General features: G+C 68.9%; 24 protein-coding genes. 10 read left to right on the top strand and 14 right to left on the bottom strand.

Annotated features, from left to right (window positions below; all coding sequences use genetic code 11):
* The first annotated feature begins 86 nt into the window (after positions 1–86).
* Entirely contained in the window at positions 87–1,622 is a 1,536-nt protein-coding gene (locus tag HFL01S_RS21830) for a reverse transcriptase family protein (RefSeq protein WP_157539016.1), read from the top strand.
* On the opposite strand, the gene HFL01S_RS21825 is transcribed toward HFL01S_RS21830, so the two are convergent.
* From HFL01S_RS21825 to HFL01S_RS21795, 7 genes are all read right to left on the bottom strand, one after another.
* Positions 1,615–2,469 (bottom strand): ABC transporter permease, encoded by an 855-nt coding sequence (locus HFL01S_RS21825; protein ID WP_066262711.1) that lies wholly within the window; start codon positions 2,467–2,469, stop codon positions 1,615–1,617. The genes HFL01S_RS21830 and HFL01S_RS21825 overlap by 8 nt on opposite strands.
* The gene (locus HFL01S_RS21820) at positions 2,469–3,374 is read right to left on the bottom strand and encodes an ABC transporter permease (RefSeq protein WP_066262708.1); all 906 of its coding nucleotides are present in this window, start codon (positions 3,372–3,374) and stop codon (positions 2,469–2,471) included. The genes HFL01S_RS21825 and HFL01S_RS21820 overlap by 1 nt, the downstream gene beginning before the upstream one ends.
* A gap of 22 nt (positions 3,375–3,396) precedes the next feature.
* The gene (locus tag HFL01S_RS21815; RefSeq protein ID WP_066262706.1) at positions 3,397–4,500 is read right to left on the bottom strand and encodes an ABC transporter ATP-binding protein; all 1,104 of its coding nucleotides are present in this window, start codon (positions 4,498–4,500) and stop codon (positions 3,397–3,399) included.
* A gap of 104 nt (positions 4,501–4,604) precedes the next feature.
* Positions 4,605–5,786 (bottom strand): extracellular solute-binding protein, encoded by a 1,182-nt coding sequence (locus HFL01S_RS21810; RefSeq protein WP_066262703.1) that lies wholly within the window; start codon positions 5,784–5,786, stop codon positions 4,605–4,607.
* A 153-nt stretch (positions 5,787–5,939) separates the two neighbouring features.
* Complete coding sequence (locus HFL01S_RS21805; protein WP_066262700.1) at positions 5,940–7,379, bottom strand: aspartate aminotransferase family protein; 1,440 nt, start codon at positions 7,377–7,379, stop codon at positions 5,940–5,942.
* Between the two features lie 21 nt (positions 7,380–7,400).
* Positions 7,401–8,762: a glutamine synthetase family protein gene (locus HFL01S_RS21800; protein WP_066262698.1), complete on the bottom strand. Its 1,362-nt coding sequence runs from the start codon at positions 8,760–8,762 to the stop codon at positions 7,401–7,403.
* A 65-nt stretch (positions 8,763–8,827) separates the two neighbouring features.
* Entirely contained in the window at positions 8,828–9,628 is an 801-nt protein-coding gene (locus tag HFL01S_RS21795; RefSeq protein WP_066262696.1) for a gamma-glutamyl-gamma-aminobutyrate hydrolase family protein, read from the bottom strand.
* A 111-nt stretch (positions 9,629–9,739) separates the two neighbouring features.
* Between HFL01S_RS21795 and pdxR the strand changes: the two genes are divergently transcribed.
* The gene (pdxR, locus tag HFL01S_RS21790) at positions 9,740–11,230 is read left to right on the top strand and encodes a MocR-like pyridoxine biosynthesis transcription factor PdxR (protein ID WP_066262694.1); all 1,491 of its coding nucleotides are present in this window, start codon (positions 9,740–9,742) and stop codon (positions 11,228–11,230) included.
* Here the strand turns inward: pdxR and HFL01S_RS21785 are convergent.
* Together HFL01S_RS21785 and HFL01S_RS21780 are read right to left on the bottom strand one after the other, a co-directional pair.
* On the bottom strand, positions 11,220–12,614 hold the full coding sequence (locus tag HFL01S_RS21785) for a sigma-54-dependent transcriptional regulator (protein ID WP_066262692.1): 1,395 nt from the start codon (positions 12,612–12,614) through the stop codon (positions 11,220–11,222). The two genes, pdxR and HFL01S_RS21785, sit on opposite strands and share 11 nt — an antisense overlap.
* Positions 12,614–14,008, bottom strand: a complete 1,395-nt coding sequence (locus tag HFL01S_RS21780; RefSeq protein WP_157539014.1) for a sensor histidine kinase — start codon at positions 14,006–14,008, stop codon at positions 12,614–12,616. Before HFL01S_RS21780 ends, HFL01S_RS21785 begins: the two co-directional genes overlap by 1 nt.
* 632 nt (positions 14,009–14,640) lie before the next feature.
* Here HFL01S_RS21780 and HFL01S_RS21775 point away from each other — a divergent pair.
* Together HFL01S_RS21775 and HFL01S_RS21770 are read left to right on the top strand one after the other, a co-directional pair.
* Entirely contained in the window at positions 14,641–14,922 is a 282-nt protein-coding gene (locus HFL01S_RS21775) for a PepSY domain-containing protein (protein ID WP_066262688.1), read from the top strand.
* 25 nt (positions 14,923–14,947) lie between these two features.
* Positions 14,948–15,511 (top strand): cytochrome b/b6 domain-containing protein, encoded by a 564-nt coding sequence (locus tag HFL01S_RS21770; RefSeq protein WP_066262686.1) that lies wholly within the window; start codon positions 14,948–14,950, stop codon positions 15,509–15,511.
* A 9-nt stretch (positions 15,512–15,520) separates the two neighbouring features.
* On the opposite strand, the gene HFL01S_RS21765 is transcribed toward HFL01S_RS21770, so the two are convergent.
* Positions 15,521–16,834 (bottom strand): NAD(P)/FAD-dependent oxidoreductase, encoded by a 1,314-nt coding sequence (locus HFL01S_RS21765; protein ID WP_066262682.1) that lies wholly within the window; start codon positions 16,832–16,834, stop codon positions 15,521–15,523.
* Between the two features lie 2 nt (positions 16,835–16,836).
* Positions 16,837–17,763, bottom strand: coding sequence for an agmatinase (gene speB, locus HFL01S_RS21760; protein ID WP_066262679.1), 927 nt, complete (start codon positions 17,761–17,763; stop codon positions 16,837–16,839).
* Positions 17,764–17,937: 174 nt separating this feature from the next.
* Between speB and gstA the strand changes: the two genes are divergently transcribed.
* A complete protein-coding gene (gstA, locus tag HFL01S_RS21755; protein ID WP_066262678.1) occupies positions 17,938–18,549 on the top strand; it encodes a glutathione transferase GstA in 612 nt (203 codons plus the stop codon).
* A gap of 3 nt (positions 18,550–18,552) precedes the next feature.
* On the opposite strand, the gene HFL01S_RS21750 is transcribed toward gstA, so the two are convergent.
* Together HFL01S_RS21750 and HFL01S_RS21745 are read right to left on the bottom strand one after the other, a co-directional pair.
* The gene (locus tag HFL01S_RS21750) at positions 18,553–19,770 is read right to left on the bottom strand and encodes a YbfB/YjiJ family MFS transporter (RefSeq protein ID WP_066262676.1); all 1,218 of its coding nucleotides are present in this window, start codon (positions 19,768–19,770) and stop codon (positions 18,553–18,555) included.
* A gap of 145 nt (positions 19,771–19,915) precedes the next feature.
* Entirely contained in the window at positions 19,916–20,509 is a 594-nt protein-coding gene (locus HFL01S_RS21745; protein WP_066262674.1) for a hemerythrin domain-containing protein, read from the bottom strand.
* A gap of 216 nt (positions 20,510–20,725) precedes the next feature.
* On the opposite strand from HFL01S_RS21745, the gene HFL01S_RS21740 reads away from it, so the two are divergent.
* Both HFL01S_RS21740 and HFL01S_RS21735 read left to right on the top strand, forming a co-directional pair.
* Complete coding sequence (locus tag HFL01S_RS21740; protein WP_066262672.1) at positions 20,726–21,154, top strand: lysozyme inhibitor LprI family protein; 429 nt, start codon at positions 20,726–20,728, stop codon at positions 21,152–21,154.
* A 37-nt stretch (positions 21,155–21,191) separates the two neighbouring features.
* Positions 21,192–22,616: a peptidoglycan-binding domain-containing protein gene (locus HFL01S_RS21735; RefSeq protein ID WP_066262670.1), complete on the top strand. Its 1,425-nt coding sequence runs from the start codon at positions 21,192–21,194 to the stop codon at positions 22,614–22,616.
* Between the two features lie 18 nt (positions 22,617–22,634).
* Here the strand turns inward: HFL01S_RS21735 and HFL01S_RS21730 are convergent, their stop codons facing one another.
* A complete protein-coding gene (locus HFL01S_RS21730; protein ID WP_066262667.1) occupies positions 22,635–24,917 on the bottom strand; it encodes a heavy metal translocating P-type ATPase in 2,283 nt (760 codons plus the stop codon).
* Between the two features lie 125 nt (positions 24,918–25,042).
* On the opposite strand from HFL01S_RS21730, the gene HFL01S_RS21725 reads away from it, so the two are divergent.
* The 3 genes from HFL01S_RS21725 to HFL01S_RS21715 all read left to right on the top strand — a co-directional run bounded on the left by HFL01S_RS21725 (position 25,043) and on the right by HFL01S_RS21715 (position 26,560).
* Positions 25,043–25,243: a heavy-metal-associated domain-containing protein gene (locus tag HFL01S_RS21725; protein ID WP_066262665.1), complete on the top strand. Its 201-nt coding sequence runs from the start codon at positions 25,043–25,045 to the stop codon at positions 25,241–25,243.
* An 85-nt stretch (positions 25,244–25,328) separates the two neighbouring features.
* The gene (gene cueR, locus HFL01S_RS21720) at positions 25,329–25,754 is read left to right on the top strand and encodes a Cu(I)-responsive transcriptional regulator (protein WP_066262663.1); all 426 of its coding nucleotides are present in this window, start codon (positions 25,329–25,331) and stop codon (positions 25,752–25,754) included.
* Positions 25,755–25,918: 164 nt separating this feature from the next.
* The gene (locus HFL01S_RS21715; protein ID WP_066262660.1) at positions 25,919–26,560 is read left to right on the top strand and encodes a Spy/CpxP family protein refolding chaperone; all 642 of its coding nucleotides are present in this window, start codon (positions 25,919–25,921) and stop codon (positions 26,558–26,560) included.
* Positions 26,561–26,723 lie beyond the last annotated feature (163 nt).

The raw sequence follows: 26,723 nt of genomic DNA, 5'->3' as shown, positions 1-26,723 counted from the left end.
CCCGACCCGTCTGCCACAATGCCCGCGGCCCTGGTGCGCCAAGCGCAATCGAAAGCCTCTTGGTTTTCGGGCTGTGGGGCATCCCCATGGCAACGTCTGATGGTTGGCACACACGGCGCGCGATCCGCGCTGCGCCGCTGGCGCAGGACAGATCGCACCCGACCGGCTGGTTGGCGCACCAGGTCCACTACCCCCACCACACCCCACGCATGACCGCCCTGCACCGCCGTCTGGGACTCTCGATCGGGCTGGCCCACGCGATGCTGGCCGACCACCGGCGCCCGGGCGGGTCGGCGGCGCCCGCCCTGCTGGCCCGGGCCTGTGTGTGCCTGGGGTGCGAGGACGCGCCGCCGCCCTGGCTGGCATCGCTGGCACAGGCGGTGGCGCTGCGCTGGCAGCGGCACGGGCCCATCGACACCCTGGACAGCCTGGCTCAGTTCCTCGCCGGGCAGCTCGAATGCGACGACACCGAGCCCGACGAAGACGACGACCTCGCGGCACCGGCCATCAACGATCTGTGGAGCGACCGCCCGCCATCGACCTGGCGTGTGCGGCACTGGCTGCTGCGCCCGGCACAGACCGCACAACCGGCCGCGGGCCTGCCCGCCGTGGAGCGCCCCGACCTGCCGACCGAAGACGCCTGGGCCGCCTGGCTGGGCCTGGACCCGCAGCGGCTGCGCTGGCTGAGCCACCCGTCGGTGGACTGGCGCGAAGACCATCACCGGCCGCACCGCCGGATCGCTGCGCACTACCGCCACGTCCTGCTGCCCAAGCGCAGCGGCGGCCTGCGGTTGCTGGAAGTGCCCCGCCCCGACCTGCGCCAGGCGCAGCGCCGCCTGCTCGACGGCTGGCTGTCGCTGGTTCCCGCGCACGAGGCGGCGCATGGCTTTGTGCGCGGGCGCAACGTGCACAGCTTCGCGCAGGTGCACGCGGGCCAGGCCTGCGTGATCCGCTTCGACCTGCAGGACTTTTTCCCCAGCCTCGGCGCCGCGCGCATCCAAGCCTTCTGGAGCGCCTGGGGCTACCCCGAGCCGGTGGCGCGCATGCTCACGCGCCTGTGCACCACCACCACGCCGGCCATGGTGCGGGAGCGTCTGCAAGAGGCCCCGTCCATGGATGCGATGTCACTCAAGCGCCTGGCCCGCCCGCACCTGCCGCAGGGCGCGCCGACCTCGCCGGCGCTGGCCAACCTCTGCGCCTTCGGTCTGGACCTGCGGCTGGACGGGTTGGCCCGGCGCTTCGGTGCCGTCTATGCGCGCTACGCCGACGACCTGGTGTTCTCCGGGCCGCAGAGCCTGTACCGGGAGGCGCGCGCGCTGCAGGCCTGGGTGCAGGCGATTGCCGAAGACGAAGGCTTCGCGCTGAACGCCGCCAAGCAGCGGCAGATGCGCGCCCACCAGCAGCAGCGCGTGACCGGGCTGGTGATCAACGAACGGCCCAACCTGCCGCGCGAGGACTACGACCGCCTGCGCGCCACGCTGCACCGCGCCGCGCTGTCGGGGCCGGCGGACCCGGCGGCGCGCGCCCGCCTGCAAGGCCAGGTGGCCTGGGCCTGCCAGAGCCTGGCCCCTTCGCGGGTGGCCAAGCTCCAGGCCCTGCTGGCGCGGATAGCCCCTACTTGAGCGCCGCCAGCTCGGCCCGCGTGGCGGCCTGGATCTCGCGCTCGCGCTTGCGCGTCTGCCGCGCCACCCAGACGCTGTAGCTGATGATCACGATGGTCACGGTGGTGATCAGCAGCGTGGCCGCGGCGTAGATGGTCGGGTTGATGCCGCGGCGGGCGTAACCGAAGATCACCTGCGGCAGCGTGGAGACGCCGGGGCCGGAGAGGAATTCGGAGATCACCACGTCGTCGAACGACAGCGTGAACGACAGCAGGAAGGCCGCCAGGATGCCCTGGAAGATGTTGGGCAGCGTGATCAGGAAGAACACCTGGTGCGGCCGCGCGCCCAGGTCCATCGCCGCCTCCTCGATGCGCCGGTCCATCTCCATCAGCCGGCTCTGGATCACCACCATGCCGTAGGCCATGCCCAGCAGGGTGTGGCCCAGGATGATGGTCAGCATGCCGCGCTCGGGCCAGCCGAAGACGTTCTGCGCGCCCACCATCAGCAGCAGCAGCGACAGGCCGATCACCACCTCGGGCATCACCAGCGGCGCATTCACCATGCCCGAGAAGATGGTGCGGCCCAGGAACTTGCGGTAGCGCACCAGCACGAAGGCCGCGAAGGTGCCCAGGATGGCCGAGAGCACGCCCGTGACCGCGGCCACCTTCACCGACAGCCAGAAGCCTTCGACGATCTTGGTGTCGCGCGTGAGCGCCTCGTACCAGCGCAGCGAGAAGCCGGTGAAGTTCGCATCCTGCCGTGTGCTGTTGAAGCTGAACACGATCATGAAGAACAGCGGCAGGTACAGGAACAGGTAGACCAGCGCCATCCAGCCCTTGCCGAAGTGCTTTTCGAGAATCCGTTTCATCACTTCTTCTCCTCGGCGGTGTAGTGGTAGTAGATCGCCAGCGGCACGATGATCAGCGCGATCATCACCACCGCCAGGGCCGAGGCGCGCGGCCAGTTGTTGCTGGTGAACATCTCGTCCCAGACCACGCGGCCGATCATGATGTTCTCGGGCCCGCCGAGCAGCGAGGGGATCACGAACTCGCCCACCGCCGGGATGAAGACCAGCATGAAGCCGGCGATGATGCCGGCCTTGGACAGCGGCACCGTCACCAGCCAGAAGGCCTTGAAGGGCGTGGTGCCCAGGTCGTAGGCGGCTTCGAGCAGGCGGAAGTCCATCTTCACCAGGTTGGCATACAGCGGCAGGATCATGAAGGGCAGGTAGACGTAGGTCATGCCCACCAGCATCGACACGTTGGTGTAGAGCATCTGGATCGGCTCGCTGGTGATCCCCACCGCCATCAGCAGCTTGTTGACCACGCCCTGATCGGCCAGGATGCCCTTCCAGGCGTAGACCCGCAGCAGGAACGAGGTCCAGAACGGCAGCATCACCATCATCAGCAGAGCCGGCCGCACCGACGGTGACGAGCGCGCGATGAAGTAGGCGAACGGGTAGCCGATCAGCAGGCAGAGGAAGGCGGTGCACAGGGCGTACCAGATCGAGCGCAGGTAGGCCTCGATGTAGATGGTCTGGAACAGCGTGCCGCCCTCACCGTCGCGGAAGATGGTCCAGTAGTTCTCGTACTTCAGGCTCAGGATGCCCGTCTCCGGGTCCCAAATCGGCTTGAAGGGGTTGATGCTCTCGCCCTGGTCGACAAAGCTGATGTACAGCAGGATCAGGAAGGGCAGCAGGAAAAAGACGAACAGCCAGACATAGGGCACGCCGATGACGAAGCGCTTGCCTGGAACCGGAAGGGGTGACGCCATGGTGGAGCTCCTCGGTTCGGGGTCAGTCGCGCAGGACCACGGCGTCGAGGTCGTCCCACCAGAAGAACACGTCGTCCTCCCAGGTGATGTCCAGCAGTTCGTGGCGCGAGCCGTTGGGCTCGGTGATCTTCACCTTGGTGCCCTGCGGCGTGACCACGATGTAGGTGTTGTACGAACCGAAGTAGCCGATCTCCTTGACCCGCCCGGCGAACAGGTTGTGGCTGATGTGCGCAGGACGCTCCTTGGCGATCTCGATCTTCTCGGGCCGCACGGCCACCGCCACCGGCATGTCGATGGAGCCGCTGATGCCGTGGCCCACATGCACCTCGCCGATCGCCGTGCCCACCGCGCAACGGTCGGTCTCGTCCAGGGTCAGCTTGCCGTCGAACAGGTTCACGTTGCCGATGAAGTCGGCCACGAAGCGGTTGCCCGGGTACTCGTAGATCTGCTTGGGCGTGCCCACCTGCAGCACGCGGCCCTTGCTCATGATGGCGATGCGGCTGGCCATGGTCATGGCCTCTTCCTGGTCGTGCGTCACCATCACCACGGTCACGCCCACCTTCTCGATGATGTTGACCAGCTCGAACTGCGTCTGCTCGCGCAGCTTCTTGTCCAGCGCGCCCAGCGGCTCATCGAGCAGCAGCAGCTTGGGCTTCTTGGCCAGGCTGCGCGCCAGCGCGACACGCTGCTGCTGGCCGCCCGAGAGCTGGTGCGGCTTGCGCTTGGCGTAGGGCGTGAGCTGCACCAGGGCCAGCATCTCGTCGGTGCGCTTTTGCACCTCGTCCTTGCCCAGCCCTTCGCGCTTGAGGCCGAACGCCACGTTCTCCCAGATGTTCAGGTGCGGGAACAGCGCGTAGCTCTGGAACATCATGTTCACCGGCCGCTCGTAGGGGGGCATGGTGGCCACGTCCTGGCCGCCAAGCAGGATGCGGCCCTTGGTCGGGGTCTCGAAGCCGGCCAGCATGCGCAGCAGCGTGGACTTGCCGCAGCCCGAGCTGCCGAGCAGAGCGAAGATCTCGCCCTTGCCGATGGACAGCGAGACCTCGTCGACGGCCACCGCCTCGTCGAACCGCTTGACCAGTTTTTCCGTGACCAGATAGCCCTCTTGCGAACCGGCTGCTGCCATGGTGACCCCTCGTTGTTGGTGATTCGGAAACTAAAAAGGGCTGTTCATACGCAGGGTACGAACAGCCCGGTCGGTTGCGCTCAGGGCGAACCCGCTGGCGGTGCTTACTTGCCCTTCTTGAAGGCGTTGTAGGCGTTGGCCATGGCTTCACGCGCTTCGTTGGTGAAGCTGCTCGGCGGGATCATCTTGGCGAAGTAGTCGGCCTCCACGAAGATGGTCTTGTTGCCGGCGATCTCGGGCTTGACCTGGGCCACACCGGCCTTGTTGCCGGTGGGGTAGCCCATCTCGTTGGACATCAGCGCGGCGTTTTCCGGACGCAGGTAGAAGTCGATGAAGGCTGCGGCATTGTTCGGGTGCTTGGCGTCCTTGGTCACGGCGATGGTGTCGAAGAAGATCAGCGCGCCGGTGGAGGGCAGCAGGGCTTCGATGACGTCCTTGGAGCCGTTCTCCTTGGCGCGACCGGCGGCGATGTTGATGTCCCCCGACCAGCCGATCGCCACGCAGGCCTTGCCGCCGGCGATGTCGTCGATCATGGTCGAGCTGAACAGGCGCACGTCCTTGCGCACCTTGGCCAGCATCTCGCCCGCGGCCTTGTAGTCGGCCGGGTCGTTGGAGTAGGCGTCCTTGCCGATGTAGTGCAGCGCCACCGGGATGATCTCGGTCGGCGAGTCCAGGTAGGCGATGCCGCAGGACTTCAGCTTGCTCGTGTACTCGGGCTTGAACACCAGGTCCCAGGCGTTCTCGGGCATGGCCATGCCGCCCAGGGCCTTCTCGACCTTGGTCTTGTTGATGCCCACCGTCGTGAAGCCCCAGGCCCACGGCACCAGGTGCTTGTTGTCGGGGTCGGCCTTGGTCAGCACGGACATGATGGCCGGGTCCATGTTGGCCAGGTTGGGGATCTGCTCCTTCTTCAGGGGCTGCAGCAGACCGCATTCGATCTGGCCCTTGGCGAACACGGTGCCGGGCACGACGATGTCGTAGCCGGTGTTGCCGGCCACCAGCTTGGCGTGCAGGGCCTCGTTGGTCTCGAAGGTGTCGTAGTTGACCTTGATGCCGGTTTCCTTCTCGAAGGCGGCGATCATGCCCTCGGGCACGTAGTCGGGCCAGTTGTAGATGTTCAGCACCTTCTCGTCGTCGAACACCGGGCCGGCAGGCTTGGCGGGTTCAGCGGCGGGCGCCGGGGCGGCGGCGACCGGTGCAGCCGGCGCAGGCGCGGGCTCTTCCTTCTTGCCGCAGGCGGCCAGCAGGACGGCTGTGATGGCCAGGGCCAGGACTTGCTTCTTCATGGTGAGGAACGCTCCAGGTATGAGGGAAAGAATCCCAACGGTTGATGTACAGACACCCTGCTTCAACGCTTGCGTTGAACAAGCAAATAGCAGACCAACTTTATCCCCAATCTGGGGCGTCTTTTACTGTAACAAACAATCGCGCGCGCACGGTCAGCCGAGCAGTCCCTGCGAGCGCAAATCGTCCAGCGTCGCGTCCAGACAGAGGCGGATCAGGCCCATCATCTCGTCGATCTGCGCCCGGGTCATCACCAGCGGCGGCGCGATGATCATGCGGTCGCCCACGGCGCGCATGATCAGGCCGTTCCTGAAGCAGTGACCGCGGCAGATCATGCCCACCGCCAGGTCGGGGTCGAACATGGTGCGCTGGACCTTGTCCTTGACCAGCACCAGCCCGGCCACGAAGCCGCAGGTCTCGGCATCCCCCACCAGCGGGTGGTCCTTGAGTTCGGCGAAGCGCTGGGCCAGGTAGGGGCCGGTGTCGCTCTTCACCCGGTCGACCAGGCCCTCGCGCTCCATCAGCTCCAGGTTGGCCAGCGCCACCGCGCAGGCCACCGGGTGGCCGCTGTAGGTGTAGCCGTGGTTGAACTCACCGCCCTTTTCGATCAGCACCTCGGCCACGCGGTTGCCCACCATCACGCCGCCCAGCGGGATGTAGCCGCTGGTCACGCCCTTGGCGAAGGTCACCAGGTCGGGCTTCATGCCGAACTTCTCGTAGGCGAACCAGTGGCCCAGGCGGCCGAAGGCGCAGATCACCTCGTCGGCGATCAGCAGGATGCCGTACTTGTCGACGATGCGCTGGATCTCGGGCCAGTAGGTCTCGGGCGGGATGATCACGCCGCCGGCGCCCTGCACCGGCTCGCCGATGAAGGCCGCCACCTTGTCCGGGCCGATGGCCAGGATCTTCTCTTCCAGCCAGCGCGCCGCGCGCACGCCGAACTCGGCCGGGGTTTCGCCGCCACGGGCGTTCTCCCAGTAGTGCGGCTGCTCGATGTGGGTGATGTTGGGGATCGGCAGGTCGCCCTGCGCGTGCATGCCACTCATGCCGCCCAGCGAGGCGCCGGCCATGGTGCTGCCGTGGTAGGCGTTGTTCCGGCTGATGATGACCTTGCGCTGGGGCTGGCCCATCAGGTCCCAGTAGCGGCGCGCCATGCGCACGTTGGTGTCGTTGCTCTCGCTGCCGCTGCTGCTGAAGAACACATGGTTGAACGAACGGTCGCCCACCTTGGGCGCCAGCGCCGCCAGCTTGGTGGCCAGCTGCACCGCCGGCACGTTGGTGGTCTGGAAGAAGCTGTTGTAGAAGGGCAGCGTCATCATCTGCTGGTAGGCCGCGTCCGCCAGCTCCTTGCGGCCGTAGCCGGCGTTCACGCACCACAGCCCGCTCATGCCGTCGAGCACCTTCTTGCCCTCGGAGTCCCAGACGTAGATGTTGTCGGCGTGGGTCATCACGCGCGCGCCGCGCGTGGCCAGATCACCATGGTCGGTGAACGGGTGGATGTAGTGCGCGCTGTCCAGCGCCTGGATGGCCTTGGTGTCCTGCTGTTCGGCGCGGCGGACCAGGGCGGGCGGGGCAATGAGGGTGGAGGTGTTCATGGCGTGTCGCTTTCTTTCGGATCAGACGTGGAGCAAGAGGTGTTCGCGTTCCCAGGGTGAGATCACCTTCATGAACTCCTCGAACTCCAGCTCCTTGATTTCGGTGTAGATGGTCACGAACTCCTTGCCCAGCACCTCGTGCAGGTCGGTCTCGCGGCGCAGCCAGTCCAGCGCCTCGCCCAGGCTGCGCGGCAGCGCGTAGGGCGAGAGGTAGGCGTCGCCCTTCATCTCGGCCTTGGGCTTGATCTGGTTCTTCATGCCCAGGTAGCCGCAGGCCAGCGTCATCGCCATCGCCACATAGGGGTTGGCATCGGCGCCGATGACGCGGTTCTCCACCCGGCGCGCGGCCGGGCTGGAGATCGGCGAGCGGATGCCCACCGTGCGGTTGTCGTAGCCCCACTCGATGTTGATCGGCGCGGCCGTGTGGCGCGAGAGGCGCCGGTAGCTGTTCACGTAGGGCGCGACCAGTGCCATGGCGGCCGGGATGTAGCGCTGCAGGCCGCCGATGTAGTGGAAGAAGGCGTCGGACGCGCTGCCGTCTTCCTTGCTGAAGATGTTCTTGCCGGTCTTCTTGTCCACCACGCTCTGGTGGATGTGCATGGCGCTGCCTGGCTCGCCGGCAATCGGCTTGGCCATGAAGGTGGCGTACATGTCGTGGCGCAGCGCGGCCTCGCGCACCGTGCGCTTGAAGAAGAACACCTCGTCGGCCAGGCCCAGCGGGTGGGCGTGGAAGAAGTTGATCTCCATCTGGCCAGCGCCGATTTCGTGGATCAGCGTGTCCACGTTCAGCTGCATCTTGTCGCAGTAGTCGTAGATCTCCTCGAACAGCGGGTCGAACTCGTTCACCGCGTCGATGGAATAGGCCTGGCGCGAGGTCTCGGCCCGGCCGCTGCGGCCGATCGGCGGGCGCAGCAGGGTGTTGGGGTCGGTGTTGCGCGCCGTCAGGTAGAACTCCAGCTCGGGCGCGATCACCGGGTCCCAGCCCTCGGCGGCGTAGAGGTCACAGATGTGGCGCAGCACCGAGCGCGGCGCGAACGGCACCAGCTTGCCGGTGTGGTCGAAGCAGTCGTGGATCACCTGCGCGGTCGGGTCGGTGGCCCAGGGCACGATGCGCACCGTGGCCGGGTCGGGCCGCAGCTGCATGTCGCGGTCGGTCGGCTCGATCACGTCGTAGTAAGGGCCGCTGGCCGGGAACTCGCCCGTCACGCCCATGGCCACGATGCCCTGCGGCAGGCGCATGCCGCGGTCCTCGGTGAACTTCTCGCGCGGCAGGATCTTGCCGCGGGCCACGCCGGTCAGGTCGGGCACGAGGCATTCGACCTCGGTCACGCGGTGCTGGTTGAGCCACTGCTCCAGGTCGTTGAAGGTCTGGGGGCTGGTCATCGGCTGGTTCATAAAGTGCTGTCTCGTTGTGTTGATTCTGTCGGGCCGGACCGTCTCAGGACAGGTCAGGCCGGTGTGTGTCGTGCCAGGTCGGCGGCCTGCAGCCGCAGGCTGCGCCGCTGCCGGCAGGCCTTGCCGAAGGCCTGGAAGATGGCGGTGTAGAAGGGGTTCTCCCAGCAGCGCCATTCGGGGTGGAACTGCACCGCGTAGGCAAAGGTGCGGGCGCCCTGCACCGCCACCGCCTCCACCTGGCCGTCGGGCGCGTGGGCCAGTGCGTCCAGCCCGGGGGCGAGTTTGTTGATGCCCTGGCCGTGCAGCGAATTGACCATCACCTCGGGGCCGCCGGCCCAGGTCTCGAACACGCTGCCCGGCACCAGCCGGATCGGGTGGCTGGGTGCGTACTGCACCTCGAACGGCGCGGTCTTGGACTCGCGGTGGTCCATGCGGCCGGGCACCTCGTGCACCCGCTGGTGCAGGGTGCCGCCCAGGGCCACGTTGATCTCCTGGAAGCCGCGGCAGATGCCCAGCAGCGGCACGCCCTCGTGCACACAGGCCTTGATCAGCGCCAGCGTCAGCGAGTCGCGCACCGGGTCCAGCGGCAGGCTGGGGTCGGCCACGTCTTCGTCGAAATGCGAGGGGTGCACGTTGGACGGCGAGCCGGTCAGCATCACGCCGTCGACCAGCGGCAGCAGTTCGGGAATCTGGCCGGCGTCGGCCAGCGGAAACATGACCGGCTGGCACTCGGCGCCGACCTTGACGGCCCGGGCGTACTTGTCGCCGAGCAGCAGGAAGGGCATCTGGTGGCCGTGGTCGCCCATGAGGCGGTGGTCGGCCGGCAGCCAGACCATGCAAGGTGATGAATTCATGGCTTTAAAGCTCCAGACTTGATTGTGGCGAGGCAATTGGATCACAATCGGGGCCACTTAACACCACTTCATGGTGCCATTTGACGGCCGTCATGGCCTGTCCACACCCGCATGCTGTCCGAATTCCTCCTCGCCGAAATGCACCGCCTGGGCGCGCAGGACGCGCTGCCGCTGCACCGCCAGCTTTACGAGGCGCTGCGGCGCGCCATGCTCGACGGCAAGCTCGGACCGGGCGAGCGCCTGCCCTCCAGCCGCGACCTGGCGCAGGACCTGGACCTCTCGCGCAACACGGTGGTGGCGGCCATCAACCAGCTCTCGGTGGAGGGCTACCTGGTCAGCCGGGTCGGCAGCGGCACCTACGTGAACGACAGCGTGCCGCGCGCCGCACCTGGCCGCCACCCGGGCGCCACCGGTGCGCGCCCACCCGCCGCATCGCCCCGCATGTCGGCGCGCGGCCAGGCCCTGGCCACCCGCTTCTGCGCCACCGAGCTGGAGGTCCAGCCCTTCACGCCCGGCATCGCCGACTTCAACGCCTTTCCGCTCACGCTTTGGCAGCGGCTGCAGAACAAGCACTGGCGCATGACCTACCCGGACATGCTGGACTACAACAGCTCGGGCGGCTACGCGCCGCTGCGCCGCGCCATCGCCGACTACCTGCGCGTGTTCCGCAGCGTGCAGCTGGACGCCGACCAGGTCATCGTCACCACCGGCACCCAGCAGTCGCTCGAACTCTGCGCCCGCCTGCTGGCCGACCACGGCGACACCGTCTGGGTGGAAGACCCGGCCTACTGGGGCGCGGTCAAGGCCTTCATGGCCACCGGCCTGGACCTGCACCCGGTGCCGGTGGACGACGAGGGCATCCGGCCCACCCCGGCCGACGACAGCAAGCCGCCGCGCCTGATCTACCTGACTCCCTCGCACCAGTACCCCAGCGGCGCCGTGATGAGCCTGCCGCGGCGCCACCAGCTGCTGTCCACCGCGCGCACCCACAACGCCTGGGTGCTGGAAGACGACTACGACAGCGAATACCGCTTCAGCGGCCCGCCGATCTCCAGCCTCGAAGGCCTGGACACCGACGGCCGCGTGCTCTACATGGGCACCTTCTCCAAGGTGCTCTACCCCGGCATCAAGCTGGGCTACCTGGTGGTGCCCAAGCCGCTGGTGGCGTCCTTCCGCCAGGCGCACTACGACCTCAACCGGCCGGGCCAGATGCCGCTGCAGGCTGCGCTGGCCGAGTTCATGGAGATGGGCCACTTCAGCAGCGCGCTGCGCCGCGCCCGCCAGAGCTACGGCGAGCGCCGCCAGTGCCTGCTGGAGGCGCTCAAACCGGTGCTCGCACCCGCCGGCCAGGACGGCCCCTTCATCAGCGGCGCCGAACAGGGCCTGCACCTGTGCCTGCGCCTGCCGGCCCAGACCGACGACCGCGCGCTGGCCCAGCGCATCGCGCAGCAGGGCCTGACGGTGCGGCCACTCTCGGCCTACTGCCTGGCGCGCCAGGACCTCAAGGGACTGGTGATCGGCTACGGCTACGCGCCGCTGTCGGGCATCGCGCGCGGCGGGCCGCTGCTGGCCGCCGCAGTGCAGCAGGCGCTCAGGGCCTGAGCCCGAACTTGTCGATCCGGTAGCGCAGGGTGTCGCGCGAGATGCCCAGCGCCCGCGCGGCCTGGGTCACGTTCCAGCGGTTGCGCTCCAGCGCGCTGAGCAGCAGGCGCCGCTCGGTCTCGGGCAGGCTGGCGGGCTGCTCCTCCAGCACCAACGGCGCCCCGGGGCCGGCCTCGGGCATCACCGGCAGCGGCAGCTCGTCGGCCTCGATCACGGCGCCCGTCGCCAGGATCACGCACTGCTCCACCAGGTTGCCCAGTTCGCGCACATTGCCCGGCCAGCGGTGGCGCGACAGGGCCTGCAGCGCCTCGTCGGCGAAACGCAGCCCGGCCTTGCCGTAGCGCCGCGCCGAGCGCGCCAGGAACGCCTGCGCCAGCAGGACGGCGTCGCCCCCGCGCTCGCGCAGCGGCGGCAGGTCGATGCGCAGCGTGCCCAGGCGGTAGAACAGGTCGCCGCGGAACTGCCCGGCCTGCACCATGGCCTCCAGCGGCCGGTTGGTGGCCGCCAGCACCCGCACGTCCACGGTCTGCTCGCGCACGCTGCCCAGCCGCCGCACCTGGCGGTCCTCCAGCAGCTTGAGCAGCTTGGCCTGGGTCGCCAGCTCCAGCTCGCCGACCTCGTCAAGGAACAGGGTGCCGCCGTGCGCCGCCTCCACCAGACCGATGCGGCGCTCGCGCGCATCGGTGAAGGCGCCGCGCTCGTGGCCGAACAGCTCGCTCTCCACCAGCGCCGCCGGCAGGCTGGCGCAGTTGATCTCCACGAACGGCCCGGCACGGCGCGGCCCCTCGAAGTGCAGCGCGCGCGCCACCAGCTCCTTGCCGGTGCCGGTCTCGCCGCCGATCAGCACCGCCGGCGGATGACCGTCGCTCATCCGTTCCTCGGCATCGACCAGTTGCCGCAGGCGGCTGCGCAGGCGCTGCATGGCCACGGAGTCGCCCAGCAGCGCCGCCAGCCCCTGGGCCGCCGGCACCACACCGGCAACGCCGCCGCCGCGGAGGTGGCGCAGCTCCTGGGCCTGGCGCTGCTGCTGCACCGCGCGGTCCAGCACCTGCTTGAGCTGGTGCAGCGACACCGGCTTGATCAGGTAGTCGAACGCGCCGGCCTTCATCGCCTCCACCGCCACCTGCTCGCTGCCATGGCCCGTGGCCATCACCACCGGCAGCTGCGGCTCGCGCTCGCGCATGCGCCGCAGCACGGTCAGCCCGTCCTGGCCCGGCAGGTTGTGGTCGAGCACCACCGCATCGGGCCGCGCGGTCTCCATCGCCTCCAGCCCCTCCTCGCCGCTGGCGGCGGTCTGGCAGCTGATGCCGTGCCGCTCCAGGTACAGGAGCATGTTGCGGGCCAGCACCGGCTCGTCTTCGACGATCAATACGCTGTAGCTCATCAGGTTCTTCTCGCGCTGGGTGTGGGGTCGTGCGGGGGGGTCAGCGGCAGCTCCAGGATCGCCTGCGTGCCGGCGCCCAGCCGGCTTTCCAGGCGCAGGCTGCCGCCCAGGCGTTCGGCGCTGCGGCGCGCCAGCGGCAGGCCGACGCCGATGCCGGTGCGCTTGGTGGTGTGGTAGGGCGTGAACACGCGCTCCAGATCCTCGGGAGAGATGCCGACGCCCGTGTCGGCCACGGTCAAGCGCAGGCGGCGGTCCAGCGGCTGCACGGACAGGCTCAGCGTGCCGCCCTGCGGCATGGCGTCCAGTGCGTTCGACACCAGGTTGTCCAGCGCCTGCTCCAGCGCCGGCGCATCGGCCTGCACCTGCGGCAGCTGCGCCGGCCAGTCGCAGCGCACCGTCACGCCCTGGCGCTCCATGCGCGTGGTGTGGGTCTCGACCAGGTGGTTGAGCACCTCGTCGATCCGCACCGGCCCGAGTGCCCGCCCGCCCTGCTGCGCATAGGCCAGCAGCTTGGCGATCCAGCCCTGCAGGCGGTCGACCTCGGACATGATGTCGCCCGCCATCTCGCGCTCGGGGCCCATGGCGATCAGCTCGGCGCTGGAACGGATGGCGCCCAGCGGGTTGCGCAGCCCGTGCGCCACCGCCGAGGCCATGTCGCCCACCGCCACCAGCGACTCGTTGGCGACAATGGTGCGCTGCTGCTGCGCGATCTGGCGGTCGGCCATCATCACCAGCCAGACCAGCGCCAGGTAGGTCACCAGCCCGCTGAGCACGCAGGCGATCCAGACGAAGCGCGTCATCTCGTGCACGTCGTTGAGCAGGTCCTCGGGCAGCATGTACAGCTCGATCACGCCCACCACCCGGCCACCGCCATCCTCCACCGGGATGTAGACCTCCACCGCATCGCGCGCGTCGTTGCGCAGGAAGGCGTGTTCGGGCTTGATGAAGCTGGTGGTCTCCAGCAGCTCGCTCTCCACCTCCAGCTCGCCGGCCAGGGCGCCGTCGAGCTCGCGGTTGGTGCCGGCGTCCTGGCCAATGGCCTGGGCATTGGTCGACCACACCAGGCGCCGCCCGGTGTCGAACACATTGGCATGGCCCAGCCCGGGCATGCGGGCCAGCTCCACAAACAGCGACTCGATGCCGCGCGTGTCCTGCCGGTCGACAAAGAACTGGTCGCCGCGGTGCATGCGCATGAGGCTGCCGACGAAGTCGCGCGCCAGCTCGGCGTTGTGGCGGATCATGCGTTCGGCCACGTACTTGGACAGCAGCGTCGCACTGGTGAGCGCCGTCGCCACCACACACAGCAGGCTGATCGCGGCAAAGCGCCGGGTCCAGAACAGCGGCGGACGGGCGAGCAGCGATCGGACGGAGGCCAGCGCCATGGGTTCACGCATGAAAGGCACCAACAGTGGCGCGCAGCCATTCTAGGCAGCGCCCGCGTCGGCGGCGGCACGCGGCCGGCGGTGGGGCAAAACACCCACGGCGCGCCGGACATGGGGCTTTTGCCCCACCCATGGGGCCCGTGCCGACGGACCAGACCTTCGCGGCGAAGGCAGAAAAATCCATTGGATTCATGGGGGTTGCAGCCCACAGGGGGGTTGGCGGGGAGGTGGTGGCACAGCGATTGCAAAACCTGTTCCGGATTCGCACCTTCACCCCCACTCCACCCCACCCCTCATGGCACGGCCCATCCACACCCCCCGGCAGCAGGACCCGCTGCCCGCGCGTGCGCCGGCCTTCCGGGTGGGGGCGCCGAGTGGTCCCGATGCCGCCCCCGGTGCCACCCCGAACCGCCGCTTTCCGCGCGCCCCCGCGGCACGACCCGACACCGGCGCCCCCGCGCCCGTGCTCGCGCCGTGCATCCACGTCCGGGACGTGCCGGTGCGCTGGTATGGCATAGGCGGCACCGGCTGAGCCTGGGCGGGTGGCGCCAGCCGCCAACAACACAAAGGGTGCAGAACGCCACCGGACAGCCGCCGAGCGCCCCCTTTCTCTTTCTGTTCCGCATTTTTTCAACGGAGTCTTCATGACCATTCGCACCGCCCTGATCACCGCCCTCCTGCTGTCCGCCACCGGCGCCGCCGTTGCCGGCCCGACCTGCACCGACGAGCCCCAGAGCAAGTGGCTCAGCGAGGCCGAGATGACCAAGCGCTTCCAGGCCCTGGGCTACAAGGACGACGTCAAGAAGCTGCACGTCTCCAAGGGCAAGTGCTGGGAGATCTACGGCACCGACAAGCAGGGCCGCAAGGTCGAGGTGTACTTCCACCCGATCACCGGCGCCATCGCCGAAGAGAACGTGAAGAACTGAGCGGGCCCCCGCGAGAGGACACCCCATGGCCACGAACCGCGTGCGCGTCTGGGACCGCTTCGTGCGGGTCTTCCACTGGTCGCTGGTGGCGTCCTTTGCCACCGCCTACTTCGTCACCGAGCACATCGGCTGGGTGCACAAGGGCGCCGGCTACCTGGCGCTGGCCCTGATCGCGGCGCGCTGCGTCTGGGGTTTCATCGCACCCGGCCCGCACGCGCGCTTCGACAGCTTCGTGCCCACGCCCGCGCGGCTGTGGCGCTACCTGCGGCTGCTGCTGCAGGGCCGCGAGCCGCGCCACCTGGGCCACAACCCGGCCGGCGCGGTGATGATCCTGTACCTGCTGGCGGCCGTGGCGGTGATCGGTGTCACCGGCCACCTCATGACCACCGACGCCTTCTGGGGCAACGATCTGGTGGAGACCCTGCACGTGACCACAGTCGACATCACCGTGATCGCAGTGATCGTGCACGTGGGCGCCAACCTGTACGAGAGCATCCGCCACCGCGACAACATGTTCAAGGCCATGGTCACGGGGGAGAAGAACGTGCCGGCGTCCGACGGCGCCGAGGCCGAGCGCGCCTGGCCCTGAGACCGGCGCTCAGCCGATCACGTCCTTCATCCGGTGCCACAGCATGCCCAGCGCCAGCGTGGGCGTGCGCAGCAGCGGACCGCCGGGAAACGCGTGGTGCTTCAGGCGCGCGAACAGGTCGAAGCGGCCGGCCTGCCCCGCCACCGCCTCGGCCACCATCTGGCCGGCCAGGCCGGTCAGCGCCACCCCGTGGCCGCTGAAGCCCTGCAGGTAATACAGGTTGTCGCCCAGCCGCCCGAAGTCCGGCGCGCGGTTCATGCTGATGTCGACGAAGCCGCCCCAGACGTAGTCCACCGGCGCGTCCTTCAGCTCGGGGAACACGGCGCCCATGCGCCGCGCCATCACGCCCTTGAGGTCCGGCGGCGTCATGGTGGTGTAGCTCACCCGGCCGCCGAACAACATCCGGTGGTCGGCGCTGAAGCGGAAGTAGTCGAGCACGAAGTTGTTGTCGCAGACCGCCGCGTTGCCGGGAATCAGCCGCTCGCACAGCGCCGGATCGAGCGGCGCCGTGCCGACGATGTAGGTGCCCACCGGCATGATGCGCGGCGCGATCTCGGGCGCCACCGCCGGCCCGAATTCCGGCAGCATGCAGTTGCCCGCCAGCACGCCAAAGCGCGCCGTCACCTGGCCGCGGGCGGTGCGCGCCACCAGCGTGCGGCCACGCGCCAGACCCGTGACGGGCGAGTGTTCGTGGATGCGCACACCCGCCGCCGTCGCCGCCTGCGCCAGGCCCAGCGCGTACTTCAGCGGGTGCAGGTGGCCCGAGGTGTTCTCGCGGAACGCCGCCACGTAGCGCGGGCTGCGGATGAAGCGCGCCACGTCCGCGCCCTCGGCCCAGTCGCAGGCCACGCCGCGCCGGCTGTGGTCCTCGAATTCCTCACGCAGGGCCCGCGCCTTCTTCGCCGAATCGGCCACGTAGGTGTAGCCGCGCCGCCAGTCGCACTCGATGCCGTGCGCGGCGATGCGCTGCTCGATCAGTTCCACCGCCTCCACCGACAGGTCCCAGGCGCGTTGCGCGTCGGCCGCGCCCAGCTGGTCTTCGAACGGCCCCTGGCCGCTGGCGTAGCCGACGATGGCCTGGCCGCCGTTGCGGCCGCTGGCGCCCGAGCCGATGCGGTCGGCCTCCAGCAGCACCACGCTCAACCCCTTCTGCCGCAGCTCCAGCGCCGCCGACAGCCCGGCGAAGCCACCGCCCACCACCACCACGTCGGCCTCGACCGACCCTTCCAGCGGCGCATACGCCGCCGGCCGGACCACGCTGGCCTCGTAGTAGCTCTTCTGGTTGAGCTGGGTGTCGGAGCCGGTGAGGGATCGCGCGAACATGGTCAGGCCGTCGTGCGCTTGGCTGCCTGGCCGCACAGGTAGGCCCACACGAAGGTGGCGGCCGCGTTGGTGGTGAGTTCGGCGTAGTCGTAGGCCGGCGCCACCTCGACGCAATCCATGCCCACCCAGTTCAGCCCGGCCAGTTCCTCGATGAAGGTCAGCACCTGGGCACTGGTCAGGCCGCCCGGTTCGGGCGTGCCGGTGCCGGGCGCAAAGGCCGGGTCCAGCACGTCGATGTCCAGCGTCAGATAACAGGGCCGGTCGCCGATGCGCCCGCGGATCGCCGCCAGCACGGGCTCCAGCGCCGCGCCGTCCAGCCCGCGCAGCGCGCGCGCCGTGAAAATCTGCCCGCCCTGGTCTGCTACGTACTCGCGCGCGGCGCGCACGCCGGGCGAACGGATGCCGATCTGCACCGTGTGTTCCGCGCTGATCAGGCCCTCCTGGATCGCCTCATAGGTCCAGGTGCCGTGGCCCGAGGGCTCGCCGAAGTGGTCCGTCCAGGTGTCGCAGTGGGCGTCGAAATGCACGCAGGCCAGGGCCTCGCCGTGGCGCGCACGGGCGGCGCGCAGCAGCGACAGCGTGACCGAATGGTCGCCGCCGAGGAACACGCAGTGGTGCTTCGCCATCAGCTCGGCCGCCTGCCGCTCGATGTGCGCGCGCACCTCGGGCAGCGGCGAGGCGTTGGGCAGGCGCATGTCCAGCGCGTCCCCCATCAGCTCCAGCGGTGAGACATCGAACACCGGGTGGATGCCGTCGCACAGCATCAGGCTGGCGGAGCGGATCGCCTGCGGGCCGAAGCGCGCGCCGGGGCGGTTGGTCACCGCGCAGTCGTAGGGCACACCCGAGATGGCGAAGGGCTGGTTCACCAGCGGCGCGCAGGCGAGGAAGCGGTTGGTATTGAGGGCGTAGGTGAATTGACCGGTGGCCATGGCTTGAAGGAAGTGGCGGGCGACAGGGGCCCAAGTGGCCCGAAAGATAACGCCAATCAATCAACATGACAGTGCCACTTGGGGCCCTGCGCGTCGGGCCAGGCCCATGTCCTGCAGAAAACCCGACAGCCCGATAGCATCGACCGCTTTCGTCGTTCACCCCAAGGAGACCCCATGCTCAAGCTCTACTACTCCCCCGGCGCCTGCTCGCTCTCGCCCCACATCGTGCTGCACGAGTCCGGTCTGCCCTTCGAGGCCATCCCGGCCCCGACCAAAACCCACCAGCTGCCCGACGGCACCGACTACTACACCATCAACCCGCTGGGCTATGTGCCCCTGCTGGTGATGAAGGATGGAGAGAAGCTGCGCGAAGGCCCGGCCATCGTCCAGTACATCGCCGACCAGGCACCGGACAAGAACCTCGCCCCGGCCTACGGCACCCTGGGCCGCTACCGCCTCATGGAGTGGCTGACCTTCATCGGCACCGAGCTGCACAAGGGCTTCTCGCCCCTGTTCAACCCGGCCGTTCCGGCCGAGGCCAAGCAGGTCTTCAAGGACCGCCTGGTGCAGCGCCTGGCCTGGGTCGACGGCGAGCTGGCCGGCAAGCAGTACCTGCTGGGCGATGCGTTCAGCGTGGCCGACGCTTACCTGTTCACCGTCACCAACTGGGCCGCCTTCGTCGGCGTGGACATCAGCGGCCTGGCCAACCTGAATGCCTACCGCGCCCGCGTGGGTGCCCGCCCGGCGGTGCAGGCGGCGCTGAAGGCCGAGAGCCTGGCCAAGTAAAGCTCAGAGGGCGCGCTGGCGCAACGCCAGCAACGCGCCCAGCCACAGCGCGCCGGCCGAGAACACCAGGCCGCGCGCCAGGCCGCCGGGGCCGTCGGCGATGAAGCCGACCACCGTGGGGCCGACGATCTGCCCGGCCGCGAAGGTCACGGTGAACGCGCTGATGCCGGCCGCCCACTGCGTCGGCGGCAGGTTGTGGCGCACCAGGGCCGTGGTGCTGGCCACCACCGACAGGAACACCGCGCCGAACAGCAGGCCCGAGGCCAGCAGCAGCGGCCAGGCGGTGGTCAGCGCCGGCACGATGGCGGCCACCCCCAGCAGCGCGTTCAGCCGCGCCAGCGGCTGGCCGTCGCGGTGGCGGTCCAGCAGGCCGGCCCAGATGCGCGAGGACGCGATCACCGCCAGGCCCAGCAGCGCGTAGAAGGTGGACACCGCCGCCGCGCTGGCGCCCTGCTCGCGCAGCAGCGCGATCACGAAGGTCATGTAGCCGATGTAGCCGATGCCGAAACCCATGTATCCCAGCAGGCCGAAGGCGAAGTCGCGCCAGCGGAAGGGGCGCAGCGGCGCCGTGGACCCGGCGGCACCGCTGGCGGCCTGCGGCGGCGTGGCCTCCAGCCGGTCCAGCACCCGGGCCGGCCACACCATCAGCGCCGTGGCGCCCGCACACAGCAGCGCCATCGCCCACCAGCCCCAGGACCACGCGTGGGGCTGTCCCTGGGCCATGTACAGCACCAGCGGCACCCCCAGCGCCGACAGCGCGATGCCGATGCCCGTTCCCCCGTAGTACAGCCCCAGCAGCAGGCCGCTGCGCTGGGGCTGCCGCGCCCCCAGCCGCGCCGCCAGCAGCCCGCCGGTGCTGAACACAAGGCCGCTGGCCACGCCCGCCAGCAGCCGCTGCAGCAGCAGCGCCCCGGCACTGGTGAAAAAGCCGCTGGCCGCCATGAACAGCGTGGCCAGCACAGCCCCGACCACGAACAGCCGGCTGGGCGACGTGCGCTGCAGCAGCCGGGCCATGGCCATCGCCCCCAGCAGGTAGCCCACAGCGTTGGCGGTGTTCATCGACCCGGCCAGCGCATAGCTCCAGCCCAGGTCCTCGCGCATCGGCGGCAGCAGCAGCCCGTAGGCAAAGCGCGTGATGCCCAGCGACACCGCCGCACCCAGCGAGAGCGCCAGGGCCAGGCGCCCGTAGGGAATGGGGTCGTGAGGCGAGGAAAGGAGCATGCGCCCATTGTGGCGCGCCCGTCAGCGCCCCGCGTCGGCGGCGGAGCGTGGGGGTGACCGGGCCAGCCGCCGGGCCGCCCCAAGGCAGGCCCAGCCCCCTCGGGGGACAGCGACCCGCGAAGCGGCAGAGCGTGGGGGCCTTTCCTCAGCCTCCGAGGCCGACCGGCACCGGCGCCTTCATCACGATGCGGGTGAACAGGCGGTCGAACTGCGGATCGCGCGGGATGCGGCCGTTCAGCGGGTCCTGGTTGGTTGCGAAGGCGGCATTGAGCGCGTGCCAGTCGGCCTCGGTGAGGTGGCGCTCGGCCTCCGGCAGGATCACGGTCTCTTCCAGCCGCATGTGCTCCAGGTAGAAGTCCACATAGCGCGTGACCTCCTCGACGAAGCACTGGCGGCGCCCGTCGCCCAGCAGCTCCCAGGCCACCAGCATGTGCATCAGCTCGCGCACTCGGGGCTCGCCGCGCAGGTGGTCGCGCTCCAGCTGGTCGATGGTGGCCATGGTGTGCGGCGCGGCCTTGACCACGCGCGGGAACAGCAGATCCGACTCCTTGGGGTGGTGGTGCCGCTCGGGAAACTCGTCGATGTAGAACAGCATCGCGCGCAGCACGTCGAAAAAGCGGTTGGAGTCGTCCAGCCCGTTGACCTCGGGCCCGCGCCGCACCAGCTGCATCAGCGACTGCAGCATGGCCGCCAGGGTGGCGTGTTCTTCGCGAATGACGCGCAGGGCTTCGTGGCTCATGGTTTGTCTCCGGCAAGGCAGAGCCGACCGTCCGGTCGGCGAATAGTCCCGCGACTATGGGGGAGCCCGGCGCCCGGGGGTTTGACCCACGTCAAGCCTTGCAAGCCAGCCCCTCCGATGGGGGTGGGTCTTACAAGTCGTTGCAAACCAAAGTGCTAGCATTTTTGGGCCCCGGGGTCCTGCCCGGTTCTGTCCACCGCTGTCACACCACACCACATGAAACCCATCCGAATCGCCCTCCTCGCCCTGTCCCTGGGCGCCGCCAGCTGCGCCACCACCGCCAGCGAAACACCCGAAGCCCCGCCGGCGCTGGGACAGCTGGAAAGCAAGACCTACGTGGACTGCATGAAGAAGGCCAATGGGCGGGTGGAGCAGGCACCGTGCATCCAGAGCGAAAAAGCATGGCAGCTCAAGCAGCTGGATCTGCTTTACAAGCAACTGGCGGGCAAGCTCAACGAGGAGCAGCGCAAGTCCCTGGCGAAGTCTCAGGCCGCATGGGCCACCTTCCTGGACAACGAGCGAGGCTTCGCCACGTCGGTGTACTACCCGCAGGGCGGCAGTTCGGATCTGTCCGTCTCGACGAACGAGATCCGGTGGATCGCGCAGCGCCGTCAGCAGCTGCAACTGCATCTGGACCTGAACTGACTCCAAACGTCAGACAGAGATCACAGGGAGGAACAACATGAAGAACATCGATATCAACGACCCGATCCAGCGCAGTGGCGCGGTCTATTTCGTCGTCGGTCGGGGCACAGAGGGCGGCAACAGCTCCTACAGGCTGAGCGTGGCTGGCGTCACTCCGAGCCAGTGGGGCGACATCTCAAAGGTCGCCGACAACAGCGGCTACTCCATCGGCACCATCCAGGTCGATCTCGGGCAGCGCGGCACCTGGCCACTGGGTTCGATAGAAAGCCGGCCGCTGAAGGCTGGCGAAACCACGTACGTCGATGCCGTGATTGCAGAAGCGGCCGCCTACGCCAAAGCCAACAAGCACCCGTTTCCAGACAACGCGGCCGGGCTGTCCACGCTGCGCCAGGACCTGCTCAGCCATGGCAACGGCGAGGGAAACAACCCGTCGATCCGGTTCATCTCCGCCGAACACCGGGACACCATCAACGCCTGGGCCAGCTCGCCAGAAGGACAGCAGTGGATTCACAGGCACATTGACTTTCCACAGGTCCAGGCCATTGCAGACGACGCCAAAGACGCACTGGATCGCCACGGTTCCCGCATTCCCGATGACCGCAAGCTGGAAGTGATGTGTGTGCTGGCGAAGGCAGAGAACCAGCGCCCCAAGACCTACAACAAGCTCGTCGCCGCCCTGCGAGACGGTGCAGACTACGAACGCTTCATGCAAGCGGTGGACCAGCAGAAAGCGGCCGTGAGCTACTTTGCGGGACCCAAAGCCGGCGAACTCGCCCGCCAGTACCAGGAGAACTTCCAGAAGCCCGGCAACGCGGTGGCGATGGAAGCCGCGCACCGCCAGGTGGCCAGTGACAGCTACCGCCCTTCCGAAGAGCGCCACATCCCCGAGATACAGACTGCGCTGGCCGCCTACTGGCGCGATGTCAACGACCCGTCGGTGCTCGACCGCGGAGACAAAGGTGACGAGGTGCAGGTGCTGCAGCAGGCCTTGCAGCGCAACGGCAAGTCCCTCAAGGACGACAGCGATTTCGGCGCGGGAACCGAGCGCCTGCTCACCGAGTTCCAGCGCGAGAACCGGCTCGCCCCGACCGGCTATGGCGACCACCCCACCCTGAAGGCGCTGGGCATTGCGCCGGCGCTGGACGCCACCACGTCGGCCTCCCTGCAGCGCATGGTCGACGGCCTGCGCACGGGTGGCCGGTTCAGCGAGGCCCAGATCGACCGCATCGCCGAGTCGTCACAGAACTACCTGCTGGAGCACCGCGCGGCGCTGGGCGAGGTCACCCACATCCAGCTGCGCAACGACGGGCAGAAGATCCTGTTCCAGAACGACTTCAAGCAGATGCGCGAGCTGGACACCCGGCAGGCGCTGGAAGGCTACCGGCCCGCACAGCCCCTTGTGGAGGCGCCGGCCACTCCTGTGCAGGCACCCGAACGCACGGCCGAAGCCGTGCGGCAGTGACTCGCGGCCAACGCGGCCTCAGCGCCCGGGTTTCCAGCGCTTGAGCAGCAGCGCGTTGCTCACCACGCTGACCGAGCTGAGCGCCATCGCCGCGCCGGCCAGCACCGGGCTCAGGTAGCCCAGCGCCGCCAGCGGGATGCCGGCGGCGTTGTAGGCGAAGGCCCAGAACAGGTTCTGCCGGATCTTGCTCACCGTGCGGCGCGAGATGTCCAGCGCCGCCGGCACCATCGCCGGGTCGCCGCGCATCAGGGTGATGCCGGCCGCGTGCATGGCGACATCGGAACCGCCTTCGCGGCTGCCCATGGCGATGCCCACGTCAGCGGCGGCCAGGGCCGGTGCGTCGTTGACGCCGTCGCCCACCATGGCCACGGTGTGTGTGTGACCGGCCCCGGCTTCTTCGCGCAGGCGTTTGACGATATCCGCCTTGTCGCCCGGCAGCACCTCGGCGATCACCGCGCCGCCGTCCACGTCCATGCCCAGCCGCCGCGCCATGGCCTCGGCCGCGCCGCGGTTGTCGCCTGAGACCATGTAGGTCTTCAACCCCTGGGCCTTGAGCGCCGCCAGCGCCCCGGCCGCACCGGGCTTGGGCTCGTCGCCGAAGGCCAGCAGGGCCAGGGCCGACCAGGGCTGGTCCTCGCCCGCACGGCTGGCCAGCAGCGACACCGTGGCGCCATCGGCCTGGTGCCGGTGCACCGACAGCGCCAGCGGCCCCAGCGGCACGCCCAGCTCGTCCATCCAGCGCAGGCTGCCCAGCGCCAGCGTCACACCCTTGATCTGCCCCAGCGTGCCGCGGCCGGTCACCGCCTGCACCTCCCGGGCCCCGTCGGCCGCCACCACCAGGCCGCGCGCCGTGGCCGCCTCCAGCACCGCATGCGCCAGCGGGTGGGCGCTCTGCGCCTGCAGCGCCGCCGCCGCGCCCAGCACCGCCTCCTCGTCCGCCCCGGGCACCGCCTCGATCAGCAGCAGGCGCGGTTTGCCCACCGTCAGCGTGCCGGTCTTGTCGAAGGCCACGGTGTCGACCTTGTGCGCGATCTCCAGCGCCTGCGCGTCCTTGATCAGGATACCGTGGCGCGCGGCCACGCCGGTGCCGGCCATGATGGCCGCGGGCGTCGCCAGGCCCAGCGCACAGGGGCAGGCAATCACCAGCACCGCCACCGCGTGCAGCAGGGCATCCTCCATCGGCGCGCCGGTCCAGAGCCAGCCCACCAGTGTGACCAGCGCGATCACCAGCACCACCGGCACGAACACCGCCGCCACCTGGTCGACCATGCGCTGCACCGGCGCCTTGCCGGCCTGCGCGTCCTGCACCAGGGCGATGATGTGGGCCAGCACGCTCTGCGCGCCCACCGCCTTCACCCGGATCTCGACCGAGCCCTCGCCATTGAGCGACCCGCCGGTGATGCGGTCGCCGGGGCGCTTGGCCACCGGCATCGCCTCGCCGGTCAGCATGGATTCGTCGGCCTGGGTCTCGCCCAGCAGCAGCTCGCCGTCGGCCGGAAAGCGCTCGCCGGGCAGCACGCGCACGATGTCGTCTGCCAGCAGCTCGTCCACCGGCACATCGCTCATCTCGGTGCGCTTGATGCCGTCGGGCACCAGGTGCGCGGTCTCGGGCCGCAGCGCGTGCAGCGCGCGGATCGCGTCGGTGGTCTGGCGCTTGGCGCGCGCCTCCAGCCACTTGCCCAGCAACACCAGGGTGATCACCACTGCGCCGCCTTCGTAGTAGAGGTGCACCATCTCGCCGGGCTCGGCCTTGAACCACAGCCAGGTGGACAGGGCCCAGGCCGCCGTGGTGCCAATGGCCACCAGCAACTCCATGTTGCCCGTCATGGCCTTGAGCGCGTGCCAGCCGGCCTTGTAGAAGCGTGCGCCGAGCCAGAACTGCACCGGCGTCGCCAGCAGGAACTGGATCCAGGCCGGCAGCATCCAGTGTTTGCCGAACAGGTCACCCACCATGGGCAGGGCCAGCGGCGCCGACAGCAGCGCACCGATCACCACCGGCCAGAGGTCCACCGGCAGGCCCCACAGACGCTCCTGTCCCACCTCCGGCGCGTCCATCGCGCGCGGCTCGTAGCCCGCATCGCGCACCGCCCGCCGCATCAGCGCCGCGGCGTGGGTGGCGTCGCTGCCGCGGTAGACGATGCGCGCCGACTCGGTGGCCAGGTTCACCGTCGCTGCCTCCACACCCGGGTGTTTGCGCAGCGCTTTCTCGACGCGCGTGACGCAGGAGGCGCAGGTCATGCCACCGATGCCCAGGTCGATCTGGCAGGTGTCTTCGTTCAGTGCAAGCGTTGCGGAGTTCATGGGGCGAGGATAAGGTTTACCACCATGGGAAGGTCAAGCGACAAGGTGTATCCGATGAAGCCGCTTGACCTTGACACCATGTCAAGGTGCATCATTGCGCTGTTCCCAATCCACCGGAGATATCCATGAGCCAACAGACCTTCACCGTGCAGGGCATGACCTGCGGCCACTGCGAACGCGCGGTGCAGACGGCCATCAAAACCCTGGACTCGCAGGCCGAGGTCAGGATCGACCGCGCGCAGAACCTCGTCGAGGTGAACACCGCCCAGCCGCGTGAGGCGGTGGCGGCCGTGATCCGCGAAGAAGGCTACGCGGTCTCCGCATGAAACTGGCCCCCACGCTCCACCGCTGCGCGGGTCGCTGCCCCCCGAGGGGGCTGATCCGCCTTGGGGCGGCCCGGCGGCGGATCGCATGACTTCCTCCTCGCTTCATACAGTGAGCTGGCCCGTCAACATTGGCACCGCGGCGCAGCTCTCCGGCATCTCGCCCAAGATGCTGCGCCACTACGAGTCGCTGGGTCTGCTGGGCGACGTCGCGCGCACGGAAAGCAACTACCGCCAGTACAGCCTGGCCGACGTGCACACGCTGCGTTTCATCCGCCGCGCGCGCGACATGGGCTTCGGGCTGGACGCCATCACCGAGCTGGTAAGCCTCTGGCACAACCGGCGGCGCAGCAGCGCCAGTGTCAAGCGCATCGCGCAGAAGCACCACGACGACCTGGCCCAGCGCATCGAGGCGCTGCAGGCCATGCAGCGCAGCCTGCACACCCTGCTGTGCCACTGCCCCGGCGACGAGCGGCCCGACTGCCCGATCCTGGACGACCTGGCCCATCCTTGACGCAGATCAAGCCCGCCCACAGGGGCTCGCTGACACCGGAACATATCTTTACCGGACAGCATCACAAAGGCCGACAGCGGTTCACACGGGGGTTTGACACTGAACCCATGGCACCCCGGCATCCCGCCCCGGTGTCCACCCCCTCAACCTCAAGGAGCCTCAGCATGAAACCCTTTGTCAAACGCAGCCTCGTCGTCTCCGCCATCCTCGCCGGCATCGTCGGCGTGTCGGCCACCGCCATCGCCCAGGGCATGGGACAGCAGCACGGCATGGACCCTCAGACGCACGCCCAGCAGATGGGCCAGCTCGGCCAGGGCCCCCAGGCCGGCGCCGACAGCAAGAAATGGGAAGAGCGCCGCGCCCAGCGCATGGAGCAGATGGCCAAGCGCCACGCCGAGCACCAGGCGCAGCTCAAGTCGGCCCTGAAGATCACCGCCTCGCAGGAAGCCGCCTGGAACGCCTATGTCGCTGGCACCGCGCCCAATCCGCCGGTCAACGCGCCCGGCATGGCCCGCGAAGACTGGAGCCAGCTGACCACGCCGCAGCGCTTGGACAAGATGCAGGCCCTGCGCGCCGAGCGCGATGCCGCGATGGCCAAGCGCATCGAGACGGTCAAGACCTTCTACGCCGCGCTCACCCCCGAGCAGCAGAAGGTGTTCGACACCCAGGCCCACGGCGGCATGCACCGCGCCGGCATGAAGGGTGAACACCGCATGGGCGGAAAAGGTGGTCACGGCGGCCACCGTGGCATGGGCGCCATGGACGGCGGCATGGGCTGCGACGGCCCCGGCGCCAAGACCAGCTGATGCCCTGGGCATGCGTTTGCATGCCTTGGACGGTTGCCCCCAACGTCAAAAAGCCCCGGCAGACCGGGGCTTTTTTTGTTCCATGCAACCTTGTCTGGTCAACCGCCGCGCACCGCCTTGACCGGCTGGTGCAGCGGCTCAAGCCAATCAGTTCGCCTTGGGA

The organism is Hydrogenophaga flava NBRC 102514, from assembly GCF_001571145.1.
GTDB classification, from domain to species: domain Bacteria; phylum Pseudomonadota; class Gammaproteobacteria; order Burkholderiales; family Burkholderiaceae_C; genus Hydrogenophaga; species Hydrogenophaga flava.
This window is presented reverse-complemented; position numbering and strand designations above follow the sequence as displayed.